Origin of the sequence: Pseudomonas sp. PsB, assembly GCF_043658375.1 — a bacterium.
GTDB lineage: Bacteria > Pseudomonadota > Gammaproteobacteria > Pseudomonadales > Pseudomonadaceae > Aquipseudomonas > Aquipseudomonas putida_Z.
This window is the reverse complement of the sequence record NZ_JBIGLU010000020.1, coordinates 77,701-97,377: the sequence shown is the minus strand read 5'-3', so window position 1 is coordinate 97,377 and position 19,677 is coordinate 77,701. Positions and strand designations below refer to the sequence as shown.

The window sequence follows — 19,677 nt, the reverse complement described above, 5'->3', positions numbered from 1 at the left end:
GCCCGAAACAGATGTAGGAGCAGCCTTGTGCTGCGAAGCGCCGCGCGGGCGGCGCTCGATCTCACAGGCGCTGCAAAACCCAAGGCATACACCTGTCAGCCCAACCCCTCGCTATACCCCTGCGCCATCGCCACCACCACCTTGCGCTTGCCGGTAAACGGCGACCGCGCATGCGCCGCGAGCATGTTGTCCAGCATCAGCACATCGTTTGCCTGCCACGGAAAGCTGATGGTGCATTCGTCCAGCACCCCGCGCACTTCATCGAGCAGCGAATCCTCGATGGTCGTACCGTCGCCGTAGTACACGTTACGCGGCAGGTCCTCTTCCTCGACGATGTCCATCAACGACTCGCGCACTTCTGGCTGCAGGTTCGACACATGGAACAGGTGCGCCTGGTTGAACCACACATCCTCCCCGGTCACCGGGTGGCGCGCCACCACCTGGCAGCGCTGGCGGGTGCGCAATTCGCCGTCATCCTTCCAGATGCACTCGATGGCATGCTCCCGGCAATAGGCCTCGACCTGGCGCGGGTCTTCAGTGTTGAACACCTGCGACCATTCCACATCAAGGCCGTTGCCGTAGTTGCGCACGTACATCAGCCCCTTATCCACCAGCCGCTCACGAATGCGCGCCGGCATGCGCCGGTACACCTCGCGGCTGTCGGCAATCGGCGTCTCGCCACCGGTCTCGGCGGGGATCACGCTGTAGAACCAGATCTTCATCGGCCATTCCAGGGTGTAGGCCTGCTCGTTGTGCAGGGGGATGCTCTGGTGCGCCGGGTACTCGGTGGAGGTGTACACGCCCTTGGTCACGTTGCTGCGCGGGGTGGAGCCAAACTCGTAGTTGAGCAGCGGGTGACCGAAGGAAGCGGCGAACTGGCGGAAAGCTTCGGCACCACCCACCTCGAAGCCGCGAAACAGGATGCCGCCAGCCTGCAGCAGGTGCCGGTCCACCAGCGGCTGCAACTCGGCAAAGGCTTCCAGCAGGTCGATACCCGGCTCCGGCGCGCGCACCAGCAGTGGCAGGTTGCCGCGTGCGGCGTCCAGGGGTTCGATCGCAAAGCTCAGCAGTTCACTCATGTCCGGTCACCTCAGGCCAGGGCCGCATAGGCGGCGAAATCGGGATGTGCGCCATGTCGGCGCCTGACTGAATGAACGAGCGGGCGATGGGGAAATTCACCTGGGCCGCACACACAGGTAAAGCCGGCGCGCGCCGGTTCGTCTGAACGATGTGCACCCTTCTATCGCCCAGGAACCGTACATGACTCGCCAGCTTCTGCTCCTTGCCCTGCTCGCCGTGGCCCCTGCCGCGTGGTCGGCAGAGCCATGCGCCGTGGAAATCCATGGCACCGACCAGATGACCTTCGACAAGGCCGCCATCACCGTGCCCAAGGCCTGCGCCGTGTTCACCGTCACGCTCACCCACCCTGGCGACATGCCGAAGAACGTGATGGGCCACAACTGGGTGCTGAGTACCCAGGCCGACATGCAAGGCGTGCTCGACGACGGCCAGAAAGCCGGCGAGGCACTGGACTACGTGAAGCCCGGCGACACCCGGGTGATCGCCCACACCCGCCTGATCGGCGGCGGTGAAACAGACAGCATCAGCCTCGACGTCCGGTCGCTGAAGGCAGGTACCGCGTACAGCTTCTACTGCTCGTTCCCATTCCACGGCACCTTGATGAAAGGCTCCCTGACCCTAGGCAGCTGACCCCGCCCCCACCTCACCAGCGAGATCACGCTTCATGAAAACCTCCTCCCCCGGGGCCATCCGCGAACTGCTGGGCCTGCTGAAACCCTACCGCCCGGCGGTAATCGTCTCGGTGCTGCTGGGCATGCTCGGCGGCCTGGCCGTGACCGCCCTGCTGGCCACCGTCAACCAGGGCCTGCATGCCGCTGGCGGCATGAGCCAGGGCGTGATCCTGGCCTTCGCCGGCCTGTGCGTGCTGGCCCTGGTCAGCAGCGTGGCGGCCGACAGCGGCACCAACTACGTTGGGCAGAAAGTCATCGCCAGGCTGCGCAAGGACCTCGGCGCCAAGGTGCTGTCAGCGCCGATCGAGCAGATCGAGCGCTACCGCACCCATCGCCTGATCCCGGTGCTGACCCGCGACGTCGACACCATCAGCGACTTTGCCTTCGCCTTCGCCCCGCTGGCCATCTCGCTCACCACCGTGACTGGCTGCATGGCCTACCTGGCCTGGCTGTCGTGGCCGATCTTCCTCATCACCCTGGCGGCCATCGGCATTGGCAGTGGCATTCAATACGTGGCCAGGCAGAAAGGCGTGGCCGGCTTCAACGCCGCCCGCGATGCCGAAGACAACCTGCAGAAGCACTACTCGGCCATCGCCGAGGGCGCCAAGGAGCTGCGCATCGACCGCCGCCGCCGCCACGCCATGCTGACCCGTAACATCCAGGGCACCGCCGACTTCATCGCCAACACCCATATCCGCGCCATCAACATCTTCGTCGCGGCCAAGAGCCTGGGGTCGATGCTGTTCTTCGTGGTCATCGGCCTGACCCTGGCCCTGCAATCGCTATGGCCGAGCAACGACCCGGCGGTGATGAGCGGCTTCGTGCTGGTGCTGCTGTACATGAAAGGCCCGCTGGAAACCTTGATCGGCAACCTGCCTATCCTCGGCCGCGCCCAGGTGGCGTTCCGCCGCATTGCCGACCTGTCCGAGCGCTTCTCCTCGCCCGAGCCGCACCTGCTGCTGGAGCCGCCGGTCAAGCGCGCCGCCCCGGCCAGCGCGCACTTGGAGCTGCACAACGTCGAGTACGCCTACCCGCCGGTGGACGGCAACGAGCCGTTTCGCGTGGGGCCGGTGAACCTGAGCATCGAACCGGGCGAGATCCTGTTCATCGTCGGCGAGAACGGCTGCGGCAAGACTTCGCTGATCAAGCTGCTGCTGGGCCTGTACACCCCGCAACGCGGCGAAGTGCGCCTGAACGGCAAGGCCGTCGGCCCGGAGGGGCTGGATGACTATCGCCAGCTGTTCACCACGGTATTCGCCGACTACTACCTGTTCGACGACCTGCCCGAGCATGAACACAGCCTGCCCAGCGATGCCACACGCTACCTGGAGCGGCTGGAGATCGCCCACAAGGTGAGCGTGCGCGATGGTGCCTTTACCACCACCGACCTGTCGACCGGCCAGCGCAAGCGCCTGGCACTGGTCAATGCCTGGCTGGACGGGCGGCCGGTGCTGGTGTTCGACGAATGGGCAGCGGACCAGGACCCGACCTTCCGCCGGGTGTTCTACACCGAGCTGCTGCCGGACCTGAAGCGTTTGGGCAAGACCATCATCGTGATTTCGCATGATGACCGGTACTTCGATACGGCTGACAAGGTGGTGCACCTTAGCCGGGGGAAAGTGGTGGAGGCGTTGGAGCCGGCTTGAGGCAGCAAAGGGGGGCTGCGCGCCCCCTCATCAACCACAATCTATAATCGCTCTATAGTCTGTCTATAATTCCCTATAAACACCGCCCCTGTCAGATCTATAATGCCTCTATAATCAATCTATAATCGACTATAAATTGAAACGGAGGGGCCGAGATGCCTGAAACTGTCTATCACCGCCCGGCGCTTGCGTCCCGCCTGTCGAAATTGATCCTGCAAGTCGCCGTGGGCAGCGCAGCAAGCTCTGGTGTGTTTCTCGCTGCGCCACGACGTACCGGGAAATCCACCTTTGCCCGCGAAGACCTGCGCCCTGCCCTCGAAACAGCCGGGGCCATTGTGCTGTATGCCGATCTGTGGAAAGACCTGACCAAAGATCCCGGGCAAGTCATCGTAGAAGCGGTGCGTGAGGCGGTCGGGCGTAACGAAGGCTTCATCACGCGGCTGGCAAAGTCATCTGGCATGGAGAAGGTCACTGTCGGCGGCCTGAATTTCAGCGTGGACAAGATCGGGCTGGGGCAAGATGTCGACCTGACCACCGCCCTTGCGGCGCTCTCCGATGAGTCCCGCAAGATCATCGTGCTGATCATCGACGAAGCACAGCATGCAATCACGACCGAGCAAGGAATAGCGGCGCTGTTCGCCCTCAAGGCAGCCAGAGACGAACTCAACAGTTCGAAGCACCATGGCTTGCGCATCGTTTGCACCGGTTCAAACCGGGACAAGCTGGCCATGCTGCGCAACAGCAAGGACCAGGCGTTCTTCGGCGCCTCCATGGTGCAGTTCCCGACCCTGGACCAGGACTTCATCGACTGGCTGTGCGCCAATATCGACCTGCCATGCGCACTCGATACAACGGAGGTGTTTCAGCTCTTCAAGGAAAGCGGCTATCGCCCAGAGCTATTGGGTGCGGCCGCGGATGAAATCCGCTTCGACTTCGGCATTGAACCCGAGGCCATTCCGGCACGCTTCAGAGAGCTTGTTCAGGCACAAGCCAATGACTTGAACGCAAACCTGAAAAAGGTGATCCACAGCCTCACGCCTATCCAGGCTGCGGTTCTACGTGTCATGTGCGCAAAGGGGAACGACTACGCGCCGTTCGAGGCCCCGACCCTGGCACTGTACGCCAAAGCGATGGAACAGGCTGGCGTGGATGCGAGCGAAGTGAAGGCCGAGGTACCGGGGGTGCAGCAAGCGCTTATCGCCTTGCAGGACAAGAATCTGGTCTGGAAAGCATCGCGGGGGGTGTACGCGGTAGATGAACAGGTGATAGTCGATATCGTGCGAGCGGACGGTTTGCTGGAGGGTCTTGCCTGAGTGGTTTGCTGAGAGGGCGCCGGGGGCGCTTTGCGCCCCTATCGCGACACAAGGCCGCTCCTACAGGAGTACGCAATCACCTGTAGGATCGGCCTTGTGTCGCGATGGGCTGCAAGGCAGCCCCAACAGGCAGAAATCAGAACAACCAGTGATACAACAGGTACACCACCACCGCCGCCAGCACCGGCCGCAGCACGCGGTAGGCCTTGGGGTTGGCGCGCTTGAACTGCTTGACCTGGCTACTGATCCGGTTGCTGAAGCGCTTGCTCCAGGCGTAGGCCTGGTTGATCCCGCCCACACGCTCGTCGTCGGTGTTCTGCGGCGCGGTGGCACGGCCGAGGAAGGCGCTGACCTGGCGGTTGATGCGGGTCATCAGTGGGCTGCTCAGCGGGCGTTCGATGTCGCAGAACAGGATCACCCGGGTAACGTCGGTCTCGTTCTTGACCCAGTGCACGTAGGTTTCATCGAACATCACGTCCTCACCGTCACGCCAGGCATATTCCTCGCCATCGACGTAGATGCGGCAAGCATCGGAGTTGGGGGTGGACAGGCCCAGGTGGTAGCGCAGGGAACCGGCGAACGGGTCGCGGTGCGGGTTCAGGTGGCTGCCGCCGGGCAGCAGGGCGAACATCGCGCCCTTGACGTTGGGTATGCTGCTGACCAGCTCGACGGTACGCGGGCAAAGGGTTTCGGCAGAAGGCAACGGTTTGTCGTACCACTTCAGGTAAAAGCGCTTCCAGCCTTTCTTGAAGAACGAACCGAAGCCTGCGTCGTTATCCTTCTCGGCGGCGCGGATGTAGCCCTCGTCGAACAGGCGCATGGCCTCTTCGCGGATTTCCTGCCAGTTGTCCTTCAGCACGTCCAGCTCGGGGAAGCGCTGGCGGTCCAGGTAGGGCTTGGACGGTACGCCGGAAAACAGGTACATCAGGCTGTTATAAGGGGCGAACAGCGCCGAATGGTTGACGAACTGGCGCAACACCGGCAAGCGAGCCTTGCCGCGCAGGTGCACGAACAGCACGCTGCCAAAAAACACCAGCAAGACACCCGCCTTGGCTGCAAAGGAAAAGGTCATGCTTTCACTCCTTGAGGAAGAAACAGGGCTGCGCGCCCTGCACTCCGATAAATCATCCTGCCATCATAAACTGATGCCGCCAGGGTAAAAACAGCCCTGGCAGCAACTCAATCATGAAGATTTTGCAATAAACCAAGCCGCCGAACGTTGCGCGGGATCAGCGGCAAGGCCATTACTGCTGGTTTTCCTGCTCGCTGAACATGTCGCTGAACAGCATGCTCGACAGGTAGCGCTCACCGGAGTCCGGCAGAATCACGACGATGGTCTTGCCCTGCATTTCCGGCTTTTCGGCCAGGCGCACGGCCGCTGCCATCGCCGCACCACAGGAAATGCCACAGAGGATGCCCTCTTCCTGCATCAGGCGGATGGCCATGGCCTTGGACTCTTCGTCGGTCACCGTTTCCACCTGGTCGACGATCGACAGGTCGAGGTTCTTCGGCACAAAGCCTGCGCCGATGCCCTGGATCTTGTGCGGGCTGGGCTTGAGCTCTTCGCCGGCCAGGGTCTGGCTGATCAGCGGCGATGCCACTGGTTCCACCGCCACCGACAGGATCGCCTTGCCCTGCGTATGCTTGATGTAGCGCGAAACACCGGTGATGGTGCCGCCGGTGCCGACGCCCGCCACCAGCACATCGACCGCGCCGTCAGTGTCGTTCCAGATTTCCGGGCCGGTGGTTTTTTCGTGGATCGCCGGGTTGGCCGGGTTTTCGAACTGGCCCGGCAGGAAGTACTGGGCCGGGTCGGAGGCGACGATTTCGTTGGCCTTCTCGATGGCGCCCTTCATGCCCTTGGCCGGGTCGGTCAGCACCAGCTCGGCCCCCAGCGCCTTCAGCACCTTGCGGCGCTCCAGGCTCATGGAGGCGGGCATGGTCAGCATCAGCTTGTAGCCACGGGCGGCGGCGACGAAGGCCAGGCCGATGCCGGTGTTGCCCGAGGTGGGTTCGACGATGGTCATGCCCGGCTTGAGCTTGCCGCTGCTTTCGGCGTCCCAGACCATGTTCGCGCCGATGCGGCATTTGACCGAATAGCCCGGGTTACGCCCTTCGATCTTGGCCAGGATGGTCACGCCGCGCGGGGCAATGCGGTTGATCTGCACCAGCGGCGTGTTACCGATGGAGTGGGCGTTGTCTGCAAAGATACGGCTCATGGCAGGGGTCCTTGGCATGAAAAAAAGCAGGGAAAGACCTCAAGGGTAAGCCCGGGCCGGTGGCCCGTAAAGCCTGTTCGAACTGACGCGGACTCGTTGCGGTCAACCGCATATCCTGCGTTGGAGACACTTCGATGAGAGCCCGTTATCGCTGGCCGCTGATCGGCCTGGCCAGCCTGATCGTGCTGTTGGTGGCGCTGCATCTGGCCCTGCCCTACCTGGTGCGCGACTACCTCAACGACAAACTGGCCGACATGGGCGACTACCGTGGCCAGGTGGCCGATGTGGACCTGGCCTGGTGGCGCGGCGCGTACCAGATCAATGGGCTGAAGATCGTCAAGACCACCGGCAAGGTACCGGTGCCGTTTCTCGACGCGCCGCTGATCGACCTGTCGGTGAGCTGGCACGCCTTGTGGTACGACCGCGCAGTAGTTGCCGAAGTGGTGTTCGACCGGCCGGAGCTCAACTTCGTCGATGGCGGCAACAAACAGAACTCGCAGACCGGTCAGGGCACCGACTGGCGCCAGCAACTGGAAAAACTGCTGCCGATCACCCTTAACGAGGTTCGCATCGACAAAGGCGTGCTGACTTTCCGCAACTTCAACTCCAAGCCACCCGTCAACCTGAAGGCCACTCAGCTCGATGCCAGTATTCGCAACCTCACCAACATCCGTGACGAAAAGGGCCGACGTGATGCCAGCTTTGATGGCACGGCGCTGATCGTAGGCGATGCCAAGGTGGAAAGTCGCGCCACCTTCGACCCGTTCAGCGATTTCGACGACTTCGAGTTCCGCCTGCGCGCCACGGGTATCGAGTTGCGCAAGCTCAACGACTTCGCCAGCGCATACGGCAAGTTCGACTTCAATGCCGGGCACGGCGATGTGGTGATAGAGGCCGAGGCGACCAACGGCCGATTGAATGGGTACATCAAGCCACTGTTGCGGGATGTGGATGTGTTCGACTGGCAGCAGGATGTGCAGGAAAAGGACAAAGGCTTCTTCCGCTCAGTCTGGGAAGCGATGGTGGGCGCGACCGAGACGGTATTGAAGAACCAGCCGAAGAACCAGTTCGCGACCCGGGTAGAGCTCAGCGGTAGCGTGCACAAGCAGGATATCAGCGCCTTCGAGGCGTTTCTGCAGATCCTGCGCAACGGGTTCATTCAGGCGTTCAATGCGCGGTATGAGCGTGACGCGCCGGATTCCGACTAGGATCGAGTGACGGGGCATTCAGGGACTGAATACCTGGTCTGCGTTTCCAGTCGGCGAACCCCGCGTTATAGTCGGTGACAAATCGAAAACAGGTGTTGGGCCTCTTCGCGGGCACGCCCGCTCCCACAGGTACCCCACAGATCCGGAAGTTTGTGCAATTCCTGTGGGAGCGGGCGTGCCCGCGAAGAGGCCCTGACAGGCATACGGCAGAGGACAGACCCATGAAGTTCGAAGGCACCCGCGACTACGTCGCCACAGACGATCTGAAACTGGCGGTAAACGCGGCCATCACCCTCGAACGCCCCTTGCTGGTCAAGGGCGAACCCGGCACCGGCAAGACCATGCTCGCCGAGCAGCTGGCAGCCTCGTTCGGTGCGCGCCTGATCACCTGGCACATCAAGTCCACCACCAAGGCCCACCAGGGCCTCTACGAGTACGACGCGGTCAGCCGCCTGCGTGACTCGCAGCTGGGCGTGGACAAAGTCCACGATGTGCGCAATTACCTGAAAAAGGGCAAGTTGTGGGAGGCCTTCGAGGCCGAGGAACGGGTCATCCTGCTGATCGACGAAATCGACAAGGCTGACATCGAGTTCCCCAACGACCTGCTGCAAGAACTCGACAAGATGGAGTTCTACGTCTACGAAATCGACGAGACCATCAAGGCCAGACAGCGCCCGATCATCATCATCACCTCCAACAACGAAAAGGAGCTGCCGGACGCTTTCCTGCGCCGCTGCTTCTTCCACTACATCGCCTTCCCCGACCGCACCACCCTGCAGCAGATCGTCGACGTGCACTACCCGAACATCAGCCAGTCGCTGGTCAGCGAGGCGCTGGACGTGTTCTTCGACGTGCGCAAGGTACCAGGCCTGAAGAAAAAGCCGTCCACCTCCGAACTGGTCGATTGGCTCAAGCTGCTGATGGCAGACAACATCGGTGAAGCGGTGCTGCGCGAACGCGACCCGACCAAGGCCATTCCACCGCTGGCCGGCGCGCTGGTGAAGAACGAGCAGGACGTACAACTGCTCGAGCGCCTGGCCTTCATGAGCCGGCGCGGCAACCGCTGACAGGAGCCGGGCCATGCTGCTCAACCTGTTCAATGAAATGCGCGCGGCCAAGGTGCCGGTGTCGGTACGCGAACTGCTCGACCTGCACCAGGCCCTGCAAAAGCGCGTGGTGTTCGCCGACATGGACGAGTTCTACTACCTCGCCCGCGCCATCCTGGTGAAGGACGAGCGCCACTTCGACAAGTTCGACCGCGCCTTCGCCGCCTACTTCAAGGGCCTGGAAAACCTCGATCGGCATATCGAGGCGTTGATTCCCGAAGACTGGCTGCGCAAGGAGTTCGAGCGTTCGCTGACCGATGAGGAGCGCGCGCAGATCCAGTCGCTGGGCGGCCTGGACAAGCTGATCGAAGAGTTCAAGAAGCGCCTCGAGGAGCAGAAGGAGCGTCACGCAGGCGGCAACAAGTGGATCGGCACCGGCGGCACCAGCCCGTTCGGCTCGGGCGGCTTCAACCCCGAGGGCATCCGCGTGGGCGAGGCCGGCAAGCGCCAGGGCAAGGCGGTGAAGGTGTGGGACCAGCGCGAATACAAGAACCTGGACGACCAGGTGGAGCTGGGCACGCGCAACATCAAGCTGGCCTTGCGCCGGCTGCGCAAGTTCGCCCGTGAAGGCGCCGCCGAAGAGCTGGACATCGACGGCACCATCGACCACACCGCGCGGGATGCCGGGCTGCTGAACATCCAGATGCGCCCCGAGCGGCGCAACACGGTGAAGCTGCTGTTGCTGTTCGACATCGGTGGCTCGATGGACGCCCACGTCAAGGTCTGCGAAGAACTGTTCTCGGCGTGCAAGACCGAGTTCAAGCACCTGGAGTACTACTACTTCCACAACTTCGTGTACGAGTCGGTGTGGAAGAACAACCTGCGCCGCACCTCGGAGCGCTATTCCACCTTCGACCTGCTGCACAAGTACGGCGATGACTACAAGGTTGTGTTCGTCGGCGACGCGGCCATGGCGCCCTACGAGATTACCCAGCCGGGTGGCAGCGTGGAGCACTGGAACGAAGAGGCCGGGTATGTGTGGATGCAGCGTTTCATGGAAAAATTCAGGAAGATCATCTGGATCAACCCGTACCCGAAGCAGGCCTGGGACTACACCGCATCGACCCACCTGGTGCGGGACTTGATCGAGGACAAGATGTACCCGCTGACCTTGCAGGGGTTGGAGGAAGGGATGCGCTATCTATCCAAGTAAGTATGGGGCCGCTTTGCGGCCCTATCGCGACACAAGGCCGCTCCTACAGGAGATCGCGTAACCTTGTAGGAGCGGCCTTGTGTCGCGATAGGGCTGCAAGGCAGCCCCAAAAATCTCAATGCCAACGCGCACCGTAAGCCTGCTGCTCCCGCCACGCCTCATCCTGCACCACCGCCCGGAACCGCACCACCGCCCCCGGCATGCACTGCGCCAGTTGCGCCAGCGCCAACGGCGTCAATGCCCCCAGCCGCGGATAGCCGCCAATGGTCTGCCGGTCATTGAGCAACACGATCGGCTGCCCATCCGGCGGCACCTGCACCGCCCCCAGCGGAATCCCCTCGGAAATCATCGGTGCGCCCTGGTAGACCAACTGCGGCCCCAGCAGGCGGATGCCCATGCGGTCGGCACGGCTGTCCAGCGTCCACTCGCGGTTGAACGCCTCGAACAGGCTGGTACCGCTGAAGTCACCGATCTGTGCGCCGATCACCAGGTCAAGCACAGGCTTTTGTGCGTACTGTGGCCGCAGCGCTGCCGGTACCTCACGCAAGGCCGCTGAAGCGCTGGAAAATGCCAGCAGCTGGCCTTTGCCGAGCGCAGAGCCCTGGCCATCGATACCGCCCAGTTCCTCCCGCACGACCGTGGCACGGCTGCCCAGCACATCCTCGCCCAGGAAGCCGCCAGGTGCTGCCAGGTAGGCCCGCACGCCCTGCTTCGGCTGCTTCAGGGTCAACCGCTGCCCCTTGACCAACGCAAAGCTGCGCCAGGGCGCCAGCGGCTGATCATCGACCCGCGCATCCAGGTCGGCACCGGCCAGGGCCAGCACACAATCCTGCTCTGCGACCACACAGAAACCACCTAGCGCCACCTCGACCACCGGCGCCGCCAACGGGTTGCCCAGCAGCCAGTTGGCCCAGTGCATCGCCACCCAGTCCAGCGCCCCGCCCTGGGTCACGCCCAGGTGGCGTACGCCGAAGCGCCCGGCATCCTGCAACTGGCACAGCGGCGTACTGGCCTCGATCTTCAACTGCTTCATGCTTGTGCCTCCACATCACCGCCCAACACCACGAACTCGCTGCGCGAAACCGGCACGAAGCGCACCCGGTCACCGGGTTGCAACAGGCTGTAGCCCTCGCGTTCACGGTCGAACAGGCGCACCGGGGTACGCCCGATCAGGTTCCAACCCCCCGGCGATACCGCCGGATAGGCCGCCGTCTGGCGCTCGGCAATGCCGACGCTGCCGGCCGCCACGCGCTTGCGCGGGGTGCTAAGGCGCGGGCTGGCCAGGCGTTCGTCCACCAGGCCCATGAAGCCGAAACCGGGGGCGAAACCCAGGGCGAACACCGGGTACTCGCGCTCGCTGTGCAAACGGATCACCTCTGCTTCACTCAAGCCACTGCGGGCCGCCAACACCGGCAGCTCCGGGCCGACGCTGGCGTCGTACCACACCGGGATCTCATGGCGGCGGCCACCGCTGCCCGTGTCTGGCTGCAAGCCCTCCAGCGCACGGATGATCAGTGCCCTCGCCTCACCCGGTGGCAGGTCGAACTGCACCATCAGCGTGGTGTAGGACGGCACCAGGTCCAGCAAGTGCTCGCCGAACGCTGCACGCAGGCGCTGGCTGGCGGCAAGCATCCACGGCATGTTGCCCTCGTCGATCGAATCAAACAGGCGCACCATCAGGCTGTCGATGGCCACAACTTCAATACGCGGCTTCATCGCGACTCCAGGGCATCGAGGGCCTGGCGAATCTGCCGCACTGCCGCAACCGAACTGTCGTTGTCGCCGTGTACGCACAGGGTGCTGGCCGCCAGCCTCAACGCACTGCCATCGTCCGCCACCAGCGTGTCGCCACGGGCCAGGCGCACGGCCTGCTCCACCACCAGCGCCGGGTCGTGGTGCACCGCGCCGGGCAGGCGCCGCGACACCAGGTGCCCACTGGCGGTGTAGGCGCGGTCGGCGAATGCTTCGAACCACAGCGGCACGCCAATCTCATCACCCAGGGCCTGGGCGGCGCGGTTGTCGGCGGTGGCCATCAGCATCAGCGGCAGGCCGCCGCCATAGGCCGCCACTGCCTCCAGTACGGTACGCAGCTTGAGCGGGTCGGCCATCATGTCGTTGTACAGCGCGCCATGGGGTTTCACGTAGGCCACGCGGCCGCCCAACACTTTGCAGATGCCGTCCAGCGCACCGATCTGGTAATGCAGCAGGTCGCGGATTTCCTCCGGGCTGCAGGCCATGGAGCGGCGGCCGAAGCCGACCAGGTCCGGGTAGGCCGGGTGCGCGCCGATGGTCACGCCGTGCTCCAGCGCCAGGGCCACGGTGCGGCGCATGATGCTGGGGTCGCCGGCGTGGTAGCCGCAGGCGATGTTGGCGCAATCGATGTAGGGCATGACTTCGGCATCCAGGCCCATGCGCCAGCTGCCGAAACTCTCGCCCATGTCGCAATTGAGTAGCAGGCGTTCCACCGCACGGCCTCCGTTGTCGTTGTTCATATGCCTACCTTAACGCGCCTGCAGCTGTTTGCCGCGGGTTTCCGGCAGGCTCAGCGCCGCCACGATCACCACCCCGTAGGACACGGCGGAGAACACGCCGATACCCAGGCCCAGCGGTACCTTCTGGCCGAGCACGCCGATCAGCAGCGGGAACAGTGCCGCGATAACCTTGCCGATGTTGTAGCAGAAGCCCTGCCCCGAACCGCGGATACGCGTGGGGAACAGTTCGGTGAGGAACGCGCCCATGCCGCTGAAGATGCCCGAGGCGAAGAAGCCCAGCGGGAAGCCCAGCCACAGCATCACGCCGTCGCTGACCTGCATTTGCGTGTACAGCAGCACGATGACGAACGAGCCCACGGCGAACAGGATGAAGTTCTTCTTGCGCCCCAGCAGGTCGGACAGGTACGCACTGACCACATAGCCGACGTAGGAGCCGACGATCACCATGGCCAGGTAGCCACCGGTGCCCAGCACGCTCAGGCCGCGCTCGTTCTTGAGGAAGGTCGGCAGCCACGAGGTAATGGCGTAGTAGCCGCCCAGCGCGCCGGTGGTCAGCAGGGACGCACGCACGGTGGTCCAGAGCATGCCCGGGGCGAAGATCTCGTAGAACTGCGCAGGTGCCTCGGCGTTTTCCACCGCCTTGGCCTCGCGGTATACCTCGGGGTCCTTGACCAGGCGGCGGACGAAGATCACGAAGATCGCCGGTACCAGGCCCAGCAGGAACAGCGCGCGCCAGGCCTGCTCTGTCGGCAGCCAGGAGAACAGCAGCGCGTAGAGGATGGCGGTGAGGCCCCAGCCAAGCGCCCAGCCGGACTGCACCATGCCCACCGCCTTGCCACGGTCCTGGGCGCGGATCACCTCGCCAATCAGCACCGCGCCGGCGGTCCACTCACCGCCAAAGCCGAAGCCCATCAGGGTACGGGCGATCAGCAGCTGTTCGTAGTTCTGGGCGAAGCCGCAGAGGAAGGTGAAGAAGGCAAACCACACCACCGTCAGTTGCAGGGTGCGCACGCGGCCAATGCGGTCGGAGAGAATGCCGGCCACCCAGCCACCCACGGCCGAGGCGATCAAGGTGCTGGTGTGGATCAACCCGGCTTCGGTGGTGGTGATGCCCCACAGCATGATCAGCGTCGGAATGACGAAGCTGAGCATCTGTGTGTCCATGCCATCCAGGCCGTAGCCGATCTTGCAGCTCCAGAACGTCCGGCGCTGCTGTGAGTCGATGTCGCGATACCAGGCGAAAGGCCCGGACGAAGATGGGGAACTGACCTGCTGCTGCACGCCGGTGGGGTTCATGCTTGCCTCGGCTTGTTGGTATTGTTTTATGGGCGACAATGAGTCGCGGCCTGGCTGCCATTGTTCAGAGGCCGCGCCATTTGCGTCCAACGAGAAAAACCGCCGGTCTGGAACAAGAAAAACTGATCATGAACCTTCGCTTCCTCGAAACCTTCGTCTGGGTCGCCCGGCTCAAGAGCTTTCGCCTGACCGCGGAAAAGCTGTTCACCACCCAGGCCTCGGTGTCCAGCCGCATTGCCGCGCTGGAGGCTGACCTGGGCGTTAAGCTGCTGCTGCGCGACTCACGCGGCGTCAGCCTGACCCCGGAGGGCGGCAAGGTACTGGAATATGCCGAGCGCATGCTGGAAACCGCCAAGGCCATGAAACAGTCGCTGGACAGCGACCGGGCCAAGGTCGGGCGCATCCGTATCGGGGTGATGGACACGGTGATCCACACCTGGATGAGCGCGCTGGTGGCGGAGCTGACCGAGCGTTACCCGCAGGTGGAAATCGAACTGGTGGCCGACACTGCACTGAACCTTCGCGAGCAATTGCAGAAGGGCTTTCTCGACGTGATCCTGCAGACCGACCTGCTGCGCGAGCAGTCGATCCGCAGCCTGGACCTGGCGCGCTACCCGATGGGTTGGGTGGTGGCCGCCGGCTCGCACCAGCACCGCGACTACGCCTCACTGGCCGAGCTTGGGCGTGAGCGCATCATCACCTTCTCGAAGAACTCGCGGCCGCACCAGGAAGTGCTGAGCCTGCTGCTGAGTACCGGGGCCGAAACGCCGCGGCTGAACTGCGTGAACTCGGTGGCGGCGATTACCCGGCTGTTGCGCGACGGGTTTGGCATTGGTGCGTTGCCGCCGGCGCTGGTGGATGCCGAGTTGAGCCGGGGTGAACTGGTATTACTGCAGGGGCTGCAACCGCCGCCGAGCCTGGAGCTGGTGGTGGCCTGGCAGACCGGGGTGGCGTTGGTGGATGAAGTGGTCGGGGTTTGCCGGCAGGTGCTGGAGAGGTATGCGCGGGATGTGGGTGGGCAGCGGATCGTGTTGGTCTGACTGAATACCTTTTCACCTGCTGACTCACTTTTGAACGACTGGCGCAGCCCCTGTAGGAGCGGCCTTGTGTCGCGAAAGGGCTGCAGAGCAGCCCCAGCAATTAGTGCAGCGCTGCAGAACCCTGTGGCCGCTTTGCGGCCATTTCGCGACACAAGGCCGCTCCTACAAGGACCGCGTCGCTCGGGCAAATCGAATCAGCTCAGCGCCAGCTCTCTTTCACCGCCCCACGCCGCCCGCCCAGGATCACCCAGCCAATCGCCAGCAACAGGCTCTCGACCACGAAGGCCAGCACAAACCCTGCACCAAGCCCCCAGCCAATCGCCTCGGGCACCAGCAGGATCTGGTAGCTGTAGCCATTGAGGGTTTCTTCGCGCAACTGCGGGTCGGCCTGTACCAGCACGTGCCAGGTACGCTGCGCCCATGGCGCTTGCAGCGCCTGCCATTCGTTTTCCAGCAGTTCGTTGCGGATCATCAGGCTTTCGATGCTGTTGGCATCACTGTTGAACACCGGGTCGTCGCTGCTGCGGTAATGCCGCAGCAGCGCCTGCAGGTCACCATTGAAGAAGCGTTCGGCGGTCTGCCGGAAGCCGTCGAGCGCCTCGCGTGATTCGAACAGGTGCGCCTCGACCCGTTGGCTGTAGTCCTTCACCAGCCCCGGGACCTGGATACCGGCCAGCAGGCCGAAGGTAAACAACAGCAACCGCAGGTAACTTCTGAACATGCCGCGTCCTTAGCTTTGGCCGTGCGCCACGCACTCGCCGTGCCGCCACAGGGCCCACTGACCCGGCTCATAGCGCTGCCAGGTCTCGTTCTCGGTCAAGGCCTCGGTGGCGATCACCGTGACCACGTCGTTAGGGGTGGTTTCGGTGTGAAAATCGACGATCAGGTCGACATCCTTCAACCGCGCCGCACCAAAAGGTGCCCGGCGGGTAATGTGCACCAGCTTGGTCGAACAGAAGCAGAACAGCCAGTCGCCGTCGCTAAGCATGCAGTTGAACACGCCCTGGCCGCGGTAGCCGGCACAGGCTTCGACCAGCACCGGCAGCAGCTGTTCCACCGGCACGGGCTCGGGGAAGGCGCTGCGGATGCGGTTGAGCAGGTCGCAGAAGGCCGCCTCGCTGTCGGTATCGCCCACCGGCCGGTAGAAACTGGCCTGGCCCTTGAAGTCGCCCAGCTGGCCATTGTGCGCGAAGCACCAGTTGCGGCCCCACATCTCCCGCACGAACGGGTGGGTGTTGGACAGGCACACCTTGCCCACGTTGGCCTGGCGGATGTGGCCGATGACCACTTCGCTCTTGATCGGGTAACGCTGCACCAGGTTGGCCACTTCCGACTCGCTGCTCGCGGCCGGGTCCTGGAACAGGCGCAGGCCACGGCCTTCGTAGAAGCCGATGCCCCAGCCGTCACGGTGCGGGCCGGTACGGCCGCCGCGCTGCATCAGGCCGGTGAAGCTGAAGACGATGTCGGTGGGGACGTTGGCACTCATGCCCAGCAGTTCGCACATAGGCGTGTCTCCGCTTACAGACGGGGCTCGACCCGGCCGCCGCCTCGGGAGACGGCTGGGGCGGCAGGGGGTGGCGCATCACGGTAACGGTCGCGGCGCTCTGCGGCCAGCGGGCCCTGGGCGCCAAGCTGGTCATCTTCGGCAGCCTGGCGCTGGGCAGCGGCCTCGGCCTGCGCGCGGCGCTCGCGGGCGCGCTTTTCCAGCGGCAAGCGCAGCAGTACGAAAAGGAAATACAGGGAAAACGCGCCCATGCCGTACATGGCGAAGTCGGATACCGCGCGCCAGGCGTTGTTGCCGACCTTGAAGGCGACATCCAGGGCGGTGATGGCAATGGCCGGGGCAAAACTGTCCTTGACCGGGTCGACGATGGTCGGGGTCAGCAGCAGCACCGCCAGCACCACCCGTAGCGGTTCGCGCAGCCAGCGCCACATCCAGCCGGTGAGCTTGAAGCCCACCATCAGGCAGCCCAGGGCGGCAACGGCGTAAAGGCCCCAGGCGAGGGTGTAGTCGTTCTCGGTCATGGTGTTCGTGCAAGCCAGGCAAAGAGATGCCTATGATAAACACTTTTCCGGGCGCAGACAGCGTTTGCCTGTACCGGCCTCTTCGCGGGTAAACCCGCTCCCACAGGATCACCACAGATCTTGAAACTGTGCAGTGCCTGTGGCTCTCACAGGAACACCACAGTTCTTGAAAGCTGTGCGGTCCCTGTGGGAGCGGGCAAGCCCGCGAAGAGGCCGGCACAGGCAACCCCAATCAAGAGATCCTCAATGCCAACCAAGCCCCAACCCCCGATTGCCCACCAGGCCCAGGCCAGCGACCCGTACGCCTGGCTGCAACAGCGTGACACCCCCGAGGTGCTTGCCTACCTGCAGGCCGAGAACGCCTACCAGGAAGCCTGCCTGGCCGACCAGGCGCCGCTGCGCGAACAACTGTTCGAAGAGATCAAGGGCCGCATCCTGGAAACCGACCTGTCGCTGCCGGCGCCCTGGGGCCCCTACCTGTACTACACCCGTACCACCGCGGGCGACGAGTACCCGCGCCACTACCGCTGCCCGCGTCCGGCCGACGACTCCAACACGGTCGATGAAAGCCAGGAGCAACTACTGCTCGACCCCAACGCCCTGGCCAATGGCGGCTTCCTGTCCCTCGGCGCGTTCAACGTCAGCCCCGACCACCGCCTGCTGGCCTACAGCCTGGACACCAGCGGCGACGAAATCTTCACCCTGTACGTGAAGGACCTGGCCAGTGGCAGCGTCACTACCCTGCCCTTCGACGACTGCGACGGCAGCCTGACCTGGGCCAACGACAGCCAGACGCTGTTCTTCGCCGAACTGGACGACACCCACCGCCCGTGGCGCCTGCGTCGCCACACCCTGGGCAACGAAGGCGCGCAGACCGTGTTCGAGGAGCCCGACGGGCGCTTCTTCCTGCACTGCTACCGCACCAGCTCCGAACGCCAGCTGGTGCTGCTGCTCAACAGCAAGACCACCAGCGAAGCCTGGGTACTGGACGCGGAAACCCCGCAGGCACCGTTCACCTGCCTGGCGCCACGGGTCGAAGGCCACGAGTACTTCCCCGACCACGGCCAGCTCGACGGCCAGTGGCGCTGGTTCATCCGCACCAACCAGGACGGCATCAACTTCGCCTTGTACCACGCCCCGGTCGCACCGGTGCCCAGCCGTGAGCAATGGCAGGTGCTGGTAGCGCACCGCGACGCGATCATGCTCGAAGGCCTCAGCCTGAATGCCGGCGCGCTGACCCTGAGCCTGCGCGAAGGCGGCCTGCCGATCATCGAGGTACGCCCGCAGGGCCTGGCGGCCTACCGCGTCGAACTGCCCGACGCGGCCTACAGCCTGTACGTGCAGGACAGCCTGGAGTTCGCCAGCCCACGCCTGCGCCTGCGCCTGCGCTACGAAGCACTCAACCGCCCGGCCCAGGTACGCCAGCTGGAGCTGGCCAGCGGTGCCCAGGCGGTGCTCAAGCAAACCCCGGTGCTGGGGCCGTTCGATGCCGACGACTATGTCAGCGAGCGCCTGTGGGCTACCGCAGCGGACGGCACCCGGGTGCCGATCAGCCTGGTGCGCCGCCGCCAGGACCTGGGCCAGACCGTGCCGCTGTACCTGTATGGCTACGGCGCCTATGGCGAAAGCCTCGACCCGTGGTTCTCGCACGCGCGCCTGAGCCTGCTGGAGCGCGGCGTGGCCTTTGCCATCGCCCATGTGCGTGGCGGCGGCGAACTGGGCGAAGCCTGGTACCGCGCCGGCAAGCAGGAGCACAAGCACAACACCTTCAGCGACTTCATCGCCTGTGCCGAGCACCTGATCGCCGAGGGTGTCACGGCTGCCGACCGCCTGGCCATCAGTGGCGGCAGCGCCGGTGGCCTGCTGATGGGCGCGGTGCTCAACCTGCGCCCCGAGCTGTTCCGCTGTGCGATTGCCGAAGTGCCGTTCGTCGACGTGCTCAACACCATGCTCGACCCCGAGCTGCCGCTGACCGTGACCGAGTACGACGAATGGGGCAACCCTGAGGAACCGGAGGTGTATGAGCGGATCAAGGCCTACGCACCATACGAGAACGTGAAGCCACAGGCCTACCCGGCGATGCTGGTAGTGGCGGGCTACAACGACAGCCGCGTGCAGTACTGGGAAGCGGCCAAGTGGGTGGCGCGGCTGCGTACGCACAAGACCGACGACAACCTGCTGCTGCTCAAGACCGAGATGGGGGCTGGGCATGGCGGGATGAGCGGGCGGTATCAGGGGCTCAAGGATGTGGCCTTGGAATATGCGTTCGTGTTTGGTGAGCTAGGTATCGTTTGAGAAAGCTGGGGGCGCTTTGCGCCCCTTTCGCGACACAAGGCCGCTCCTACAGGGATAGCGCATGTCCTGAATCCTGCGCGATCCCTGTAGGAGCGGCCTTGTGTCGCGATGGGCTGCAAAGCAGCCCCAAAAT

General features: G+C 64.0%; 18 protein-coding genes. 8 read left to right on the top strand and 10 right to left on the bottom strand.

What is annotated here, in order from left to right:
• Positions 1 to 95: 95 nt before the first annotated feature.
• The gene (locus ACGLHT_RS21545) at positions 96 to 1,079 is read right to left on the bottom strand and encodes a TauD/TfdA family dioxygenase (protein ID WP_137164620.1); all 984 of its coding nucleotides are present in this window, start codon (positions 1,077 to 1,079) and stop codon (positions 96 to 98) included.
• A 181-nt stretch (positions 1,080 to 1,260) separates the two neighbouring features.
• Here ACGLHT_RS21545 and azu point away from each other — a divergent pair, with 181 nt between their 5' ends.
• From azu to ACGLHT_RS21530, 3 genes are all read left to right on the top strand, one after another.
• Positions 1,261 to 1,710 (top strand): azurin, encoded by a 450-nt coding sequence (gene azu / locus ACGLHT_RS21540; protein WP_025340201.1) that lies wholly within the window; start codon positions 1,261 to 1,263, stop codon positions 1,708 to 1,710.
• A gap of 34 nt (positions 1,711 to 1,744) precedes the next feature.
• Entirely contained in the window at positions 1,745 to 3,397 is a 1,653-nt protein-coding gene (locus tag ACGLHT_RS21535; protein ID WP_013973744.1) for a cyclic peptide export ABC transporter, read from the top strand.
• Positions 3,398 to 3,552: 155 nt separating this feature from the next.
• Positions 3,553 to 4,710: an ATP-binding protein gene (locus ACGLHT_RS21530; RefSeq protein WP_137164623.1), complete on the top strand. Its 1,158-nt coding sequence runs from the start codon at positions 3,553 to 3,555 to the stop codon at positions 4,708 to 4,710.
• Between the two features lie 136 nt (positions 4,711 to 4,846).
• Here the strand turns inward: ACGLHT_RS21530 and ACGLHT_RS21525 are convergent, their stop codons facing one another.
• Together ACGLHT_RS21525 and cysK are read right to left on the bottom strand one after the other, a co-directional pair.
• A complete protein-coding gene (locus tag ACGLHT_RS21525; RefSeq protein WP_015271337.1) occupies positions 4,847 to 5,782 on the bottom strand; it encodes an aspartyl/asparaginyl beta-hydroxylase domain-containing protein in 936 nt (311 codons plus the stop codon).
• Between the two features lie 172 nt (positions 5,783 to 5,954).
• Positions 5,955 to 6,929 (bottom strand): cysteine synthase A, encoded by a 975-nt coding sequence (cysK, locus tag ACGLHT_RS21520; RefSeq protein ID WP_013973746.1) that lies wholly within the window; start codon positions 6,927 to 6,929, stop codon positions 5,955 to 5,957.
• Between the two features lie 134 nt (positions 6,930 to 7,063).
• Between cysK and ACGLHT_RS21515 the strand changes: the two genes are divergently transcribed.
• The 3 genes from ACGLHT_RS21515 (at position 7,064) to ACGLHT_RS21505 (ending at position 10,396) form a co-directional block, all read left to right on the top strand.
• On the top strand, positions 7,064 to 8,137 hold the full coding sequence (locus ACGLHT_RS21515) for a DUF748 domain-containing protein (RefSeq protein WP_274121046.1): 1,074 nt from the start codon (positions 7,064 to 7,066) through the stop codon (positions 8,135 to 8,137).
• A gap of 221 nt (positions 8,138 to 8,358) precedes the next feature.
• Positions 8,359 to 9,204: a MoxR family ATPase gene (locus ACGLHT_RS21510; protein ID WP_013973748.1), complete on the top strand. Its 846-nt coding sequence runs from the start codon at positions 8,359 to 8,361 to the stop codon at positions 9,202 to 9,204.
• Between the two features lie 13 nt (positions 9,205 to 9,217).
• Complete coding sequence (locus ACGLHT_RS21505; protein WP_013973749.1) at positions 9,218 to 10,396, top strand: VWA domain-containing protein; 1,179 nt, start codon at positions 9,218 to 9,220, stop codon at positions 10,394 to 10,396.
• 115 nt (positions 10,397 to 10,511) lie between these two features.
• On the opposite strand, the gene ACGLHT_RS21500 is transcribed toward ACGLHT_RS21505, so the two are convergent.
• Genes ACGLHT_RS21500 through ACGLHT_RS21485 form a run of 4 tightly spaced genes read right to left on the bottom strand, consistent with a single transcriptional unit; the run spans position 10,512 to position 14,184 of the window.
• On the bottom strand, positions 10,512 to 11,429 hold the full coding sequence (locus ACGLHT_RS21500) for a biotin-dependent carboxyltransferase family protein (RefSeq protein WP_137164625.1): 918 nt from the start codon (positions 11,427 to 11,429) through the stop codon (positions 10,512 to 10,514).
• Positions 11,426 to 12,112 carry a 5-oxoprolinase subunit PxpB gene (pxpB, locus tag ACGLHT_RS21495; protein WP_137164626.1) on the bottom strand — a complete coding sequence of 229 codons (687 nt, stop codon included), beginning with the start codon at positions 12,110 to 12,112 and terminating at the stop codon, positions 11,426 to 11,428. Before pxpB ends, ACGLHT_RS21500 begins: the two co-directional genes overlap by 4 nt.
• On the bottom strand, positions 12,109 to 12,888 hold the full coding sequence (locus ACGLHT_RS21490; RefSeq protein ID WP_085665286.1) for a 5-oxoprolinase subunit PxpA: 780 nt from the start codon (positions 12,886 to 12,888) through the stop codon (positions 12,109 to 12,111). Before ACGLHT_RS21490 ends, pxpB begins: the two co-directional genes overlap by 4 nt.
• A 9-nt stretch (positions 12,889 to 12,897) precedes the next feature.
• Complete coding sequence (locus tag ACGLHT_RS21485; protein ID WP_274121047.1) at positions 12,898 to 14,184, bottom strand: MFS transporter; 1,287 nt, start codon at positions 14,182 to 14,184, stop codon at positions 12,898 to 12,900.
• 128 nt (positions 14,185 to 14,312) lie between these two features.
• On the opposite strand from ACGLHT_RS21485, the gene ACGLHT_RS21480 reads away from it, so the two are divergent.
• Positions 14,313 to 15,224 carry a LysR family transcriptional regulator gene (locus ACGLHT_RS21480; RefSeq protein ID WP_274079911.1) on the top strand — a complete coding sequence of 304 codons (912 nt, stop codon included), beginning with the start codon at positions 14,313 to 14,315 and terminating at the stop codon, positions 15,222 to 15,224.
• Between the two features lie 199 nt (positions 15,225 to 15,423).
• Here the strand turns inward: ACGLHT_RS21480 and ACGLHT_RS21475 are convergent, their stop codons facing one another.
• From ACGLHT_RS21475 to ACGLHT_RS21465, 3 genes are read right to left on the bottom strand one after another with little or no spacing between them, the layout of a single operon-like run.
• A complete protein-coding gene (locus ACGLHT_RS21475; RefSeq protein ID WP_137164628.1) occupies positions 15,424 to 15,945 on the bottom strand; it encodes a DUF2937 family protein in 522 nt (173 codons plus the stop codon).
• A gap of 9 nt (positions 15,946 to 15,954) precedes the next feature.
• Positions 15,955 to 16,728, bottom strand: a complete 774-nt coding sequence (locus tag ACGLHT_RS21470; RefSeq protein ID WP_013973756.1) for a class II glutamine amidotransferase — start codon at positions 16,726 to 16,728, stop codon at positions 15,955 to 15,957.
• Between the two features lie 14 nt (positions 16,729 to 16,742).
• Entirely contained in the window at positions 16,743 to 17,249 is a 507-nt protein-coding gene (locus ACGLHT_RS21465) for a hypothetical protein (protein WP_025340210.1), read from the bottom strand.
• 246 nt (positions 17,250 to 17,495) lie between these two features.
• Here ACGLHT_RS21465 and ACGLHT_RS21460 point away from each other — a divergent pair, with 246 nt between their 5' ends.
• Positions 17,496 to 19,544 (top strand): S9 family peptidase, encoded by a 2,049-nt coding sequence (locus ACGLHT_RS21460; RefSeq protein WP_274121048.1) that lies wholly within the window; start codon positions 17,496 to 17,498, stop codon positions 19,542 to 19,544.
• Positions 19,545 to 19,677: the final 133 nt, after the last annotated feature.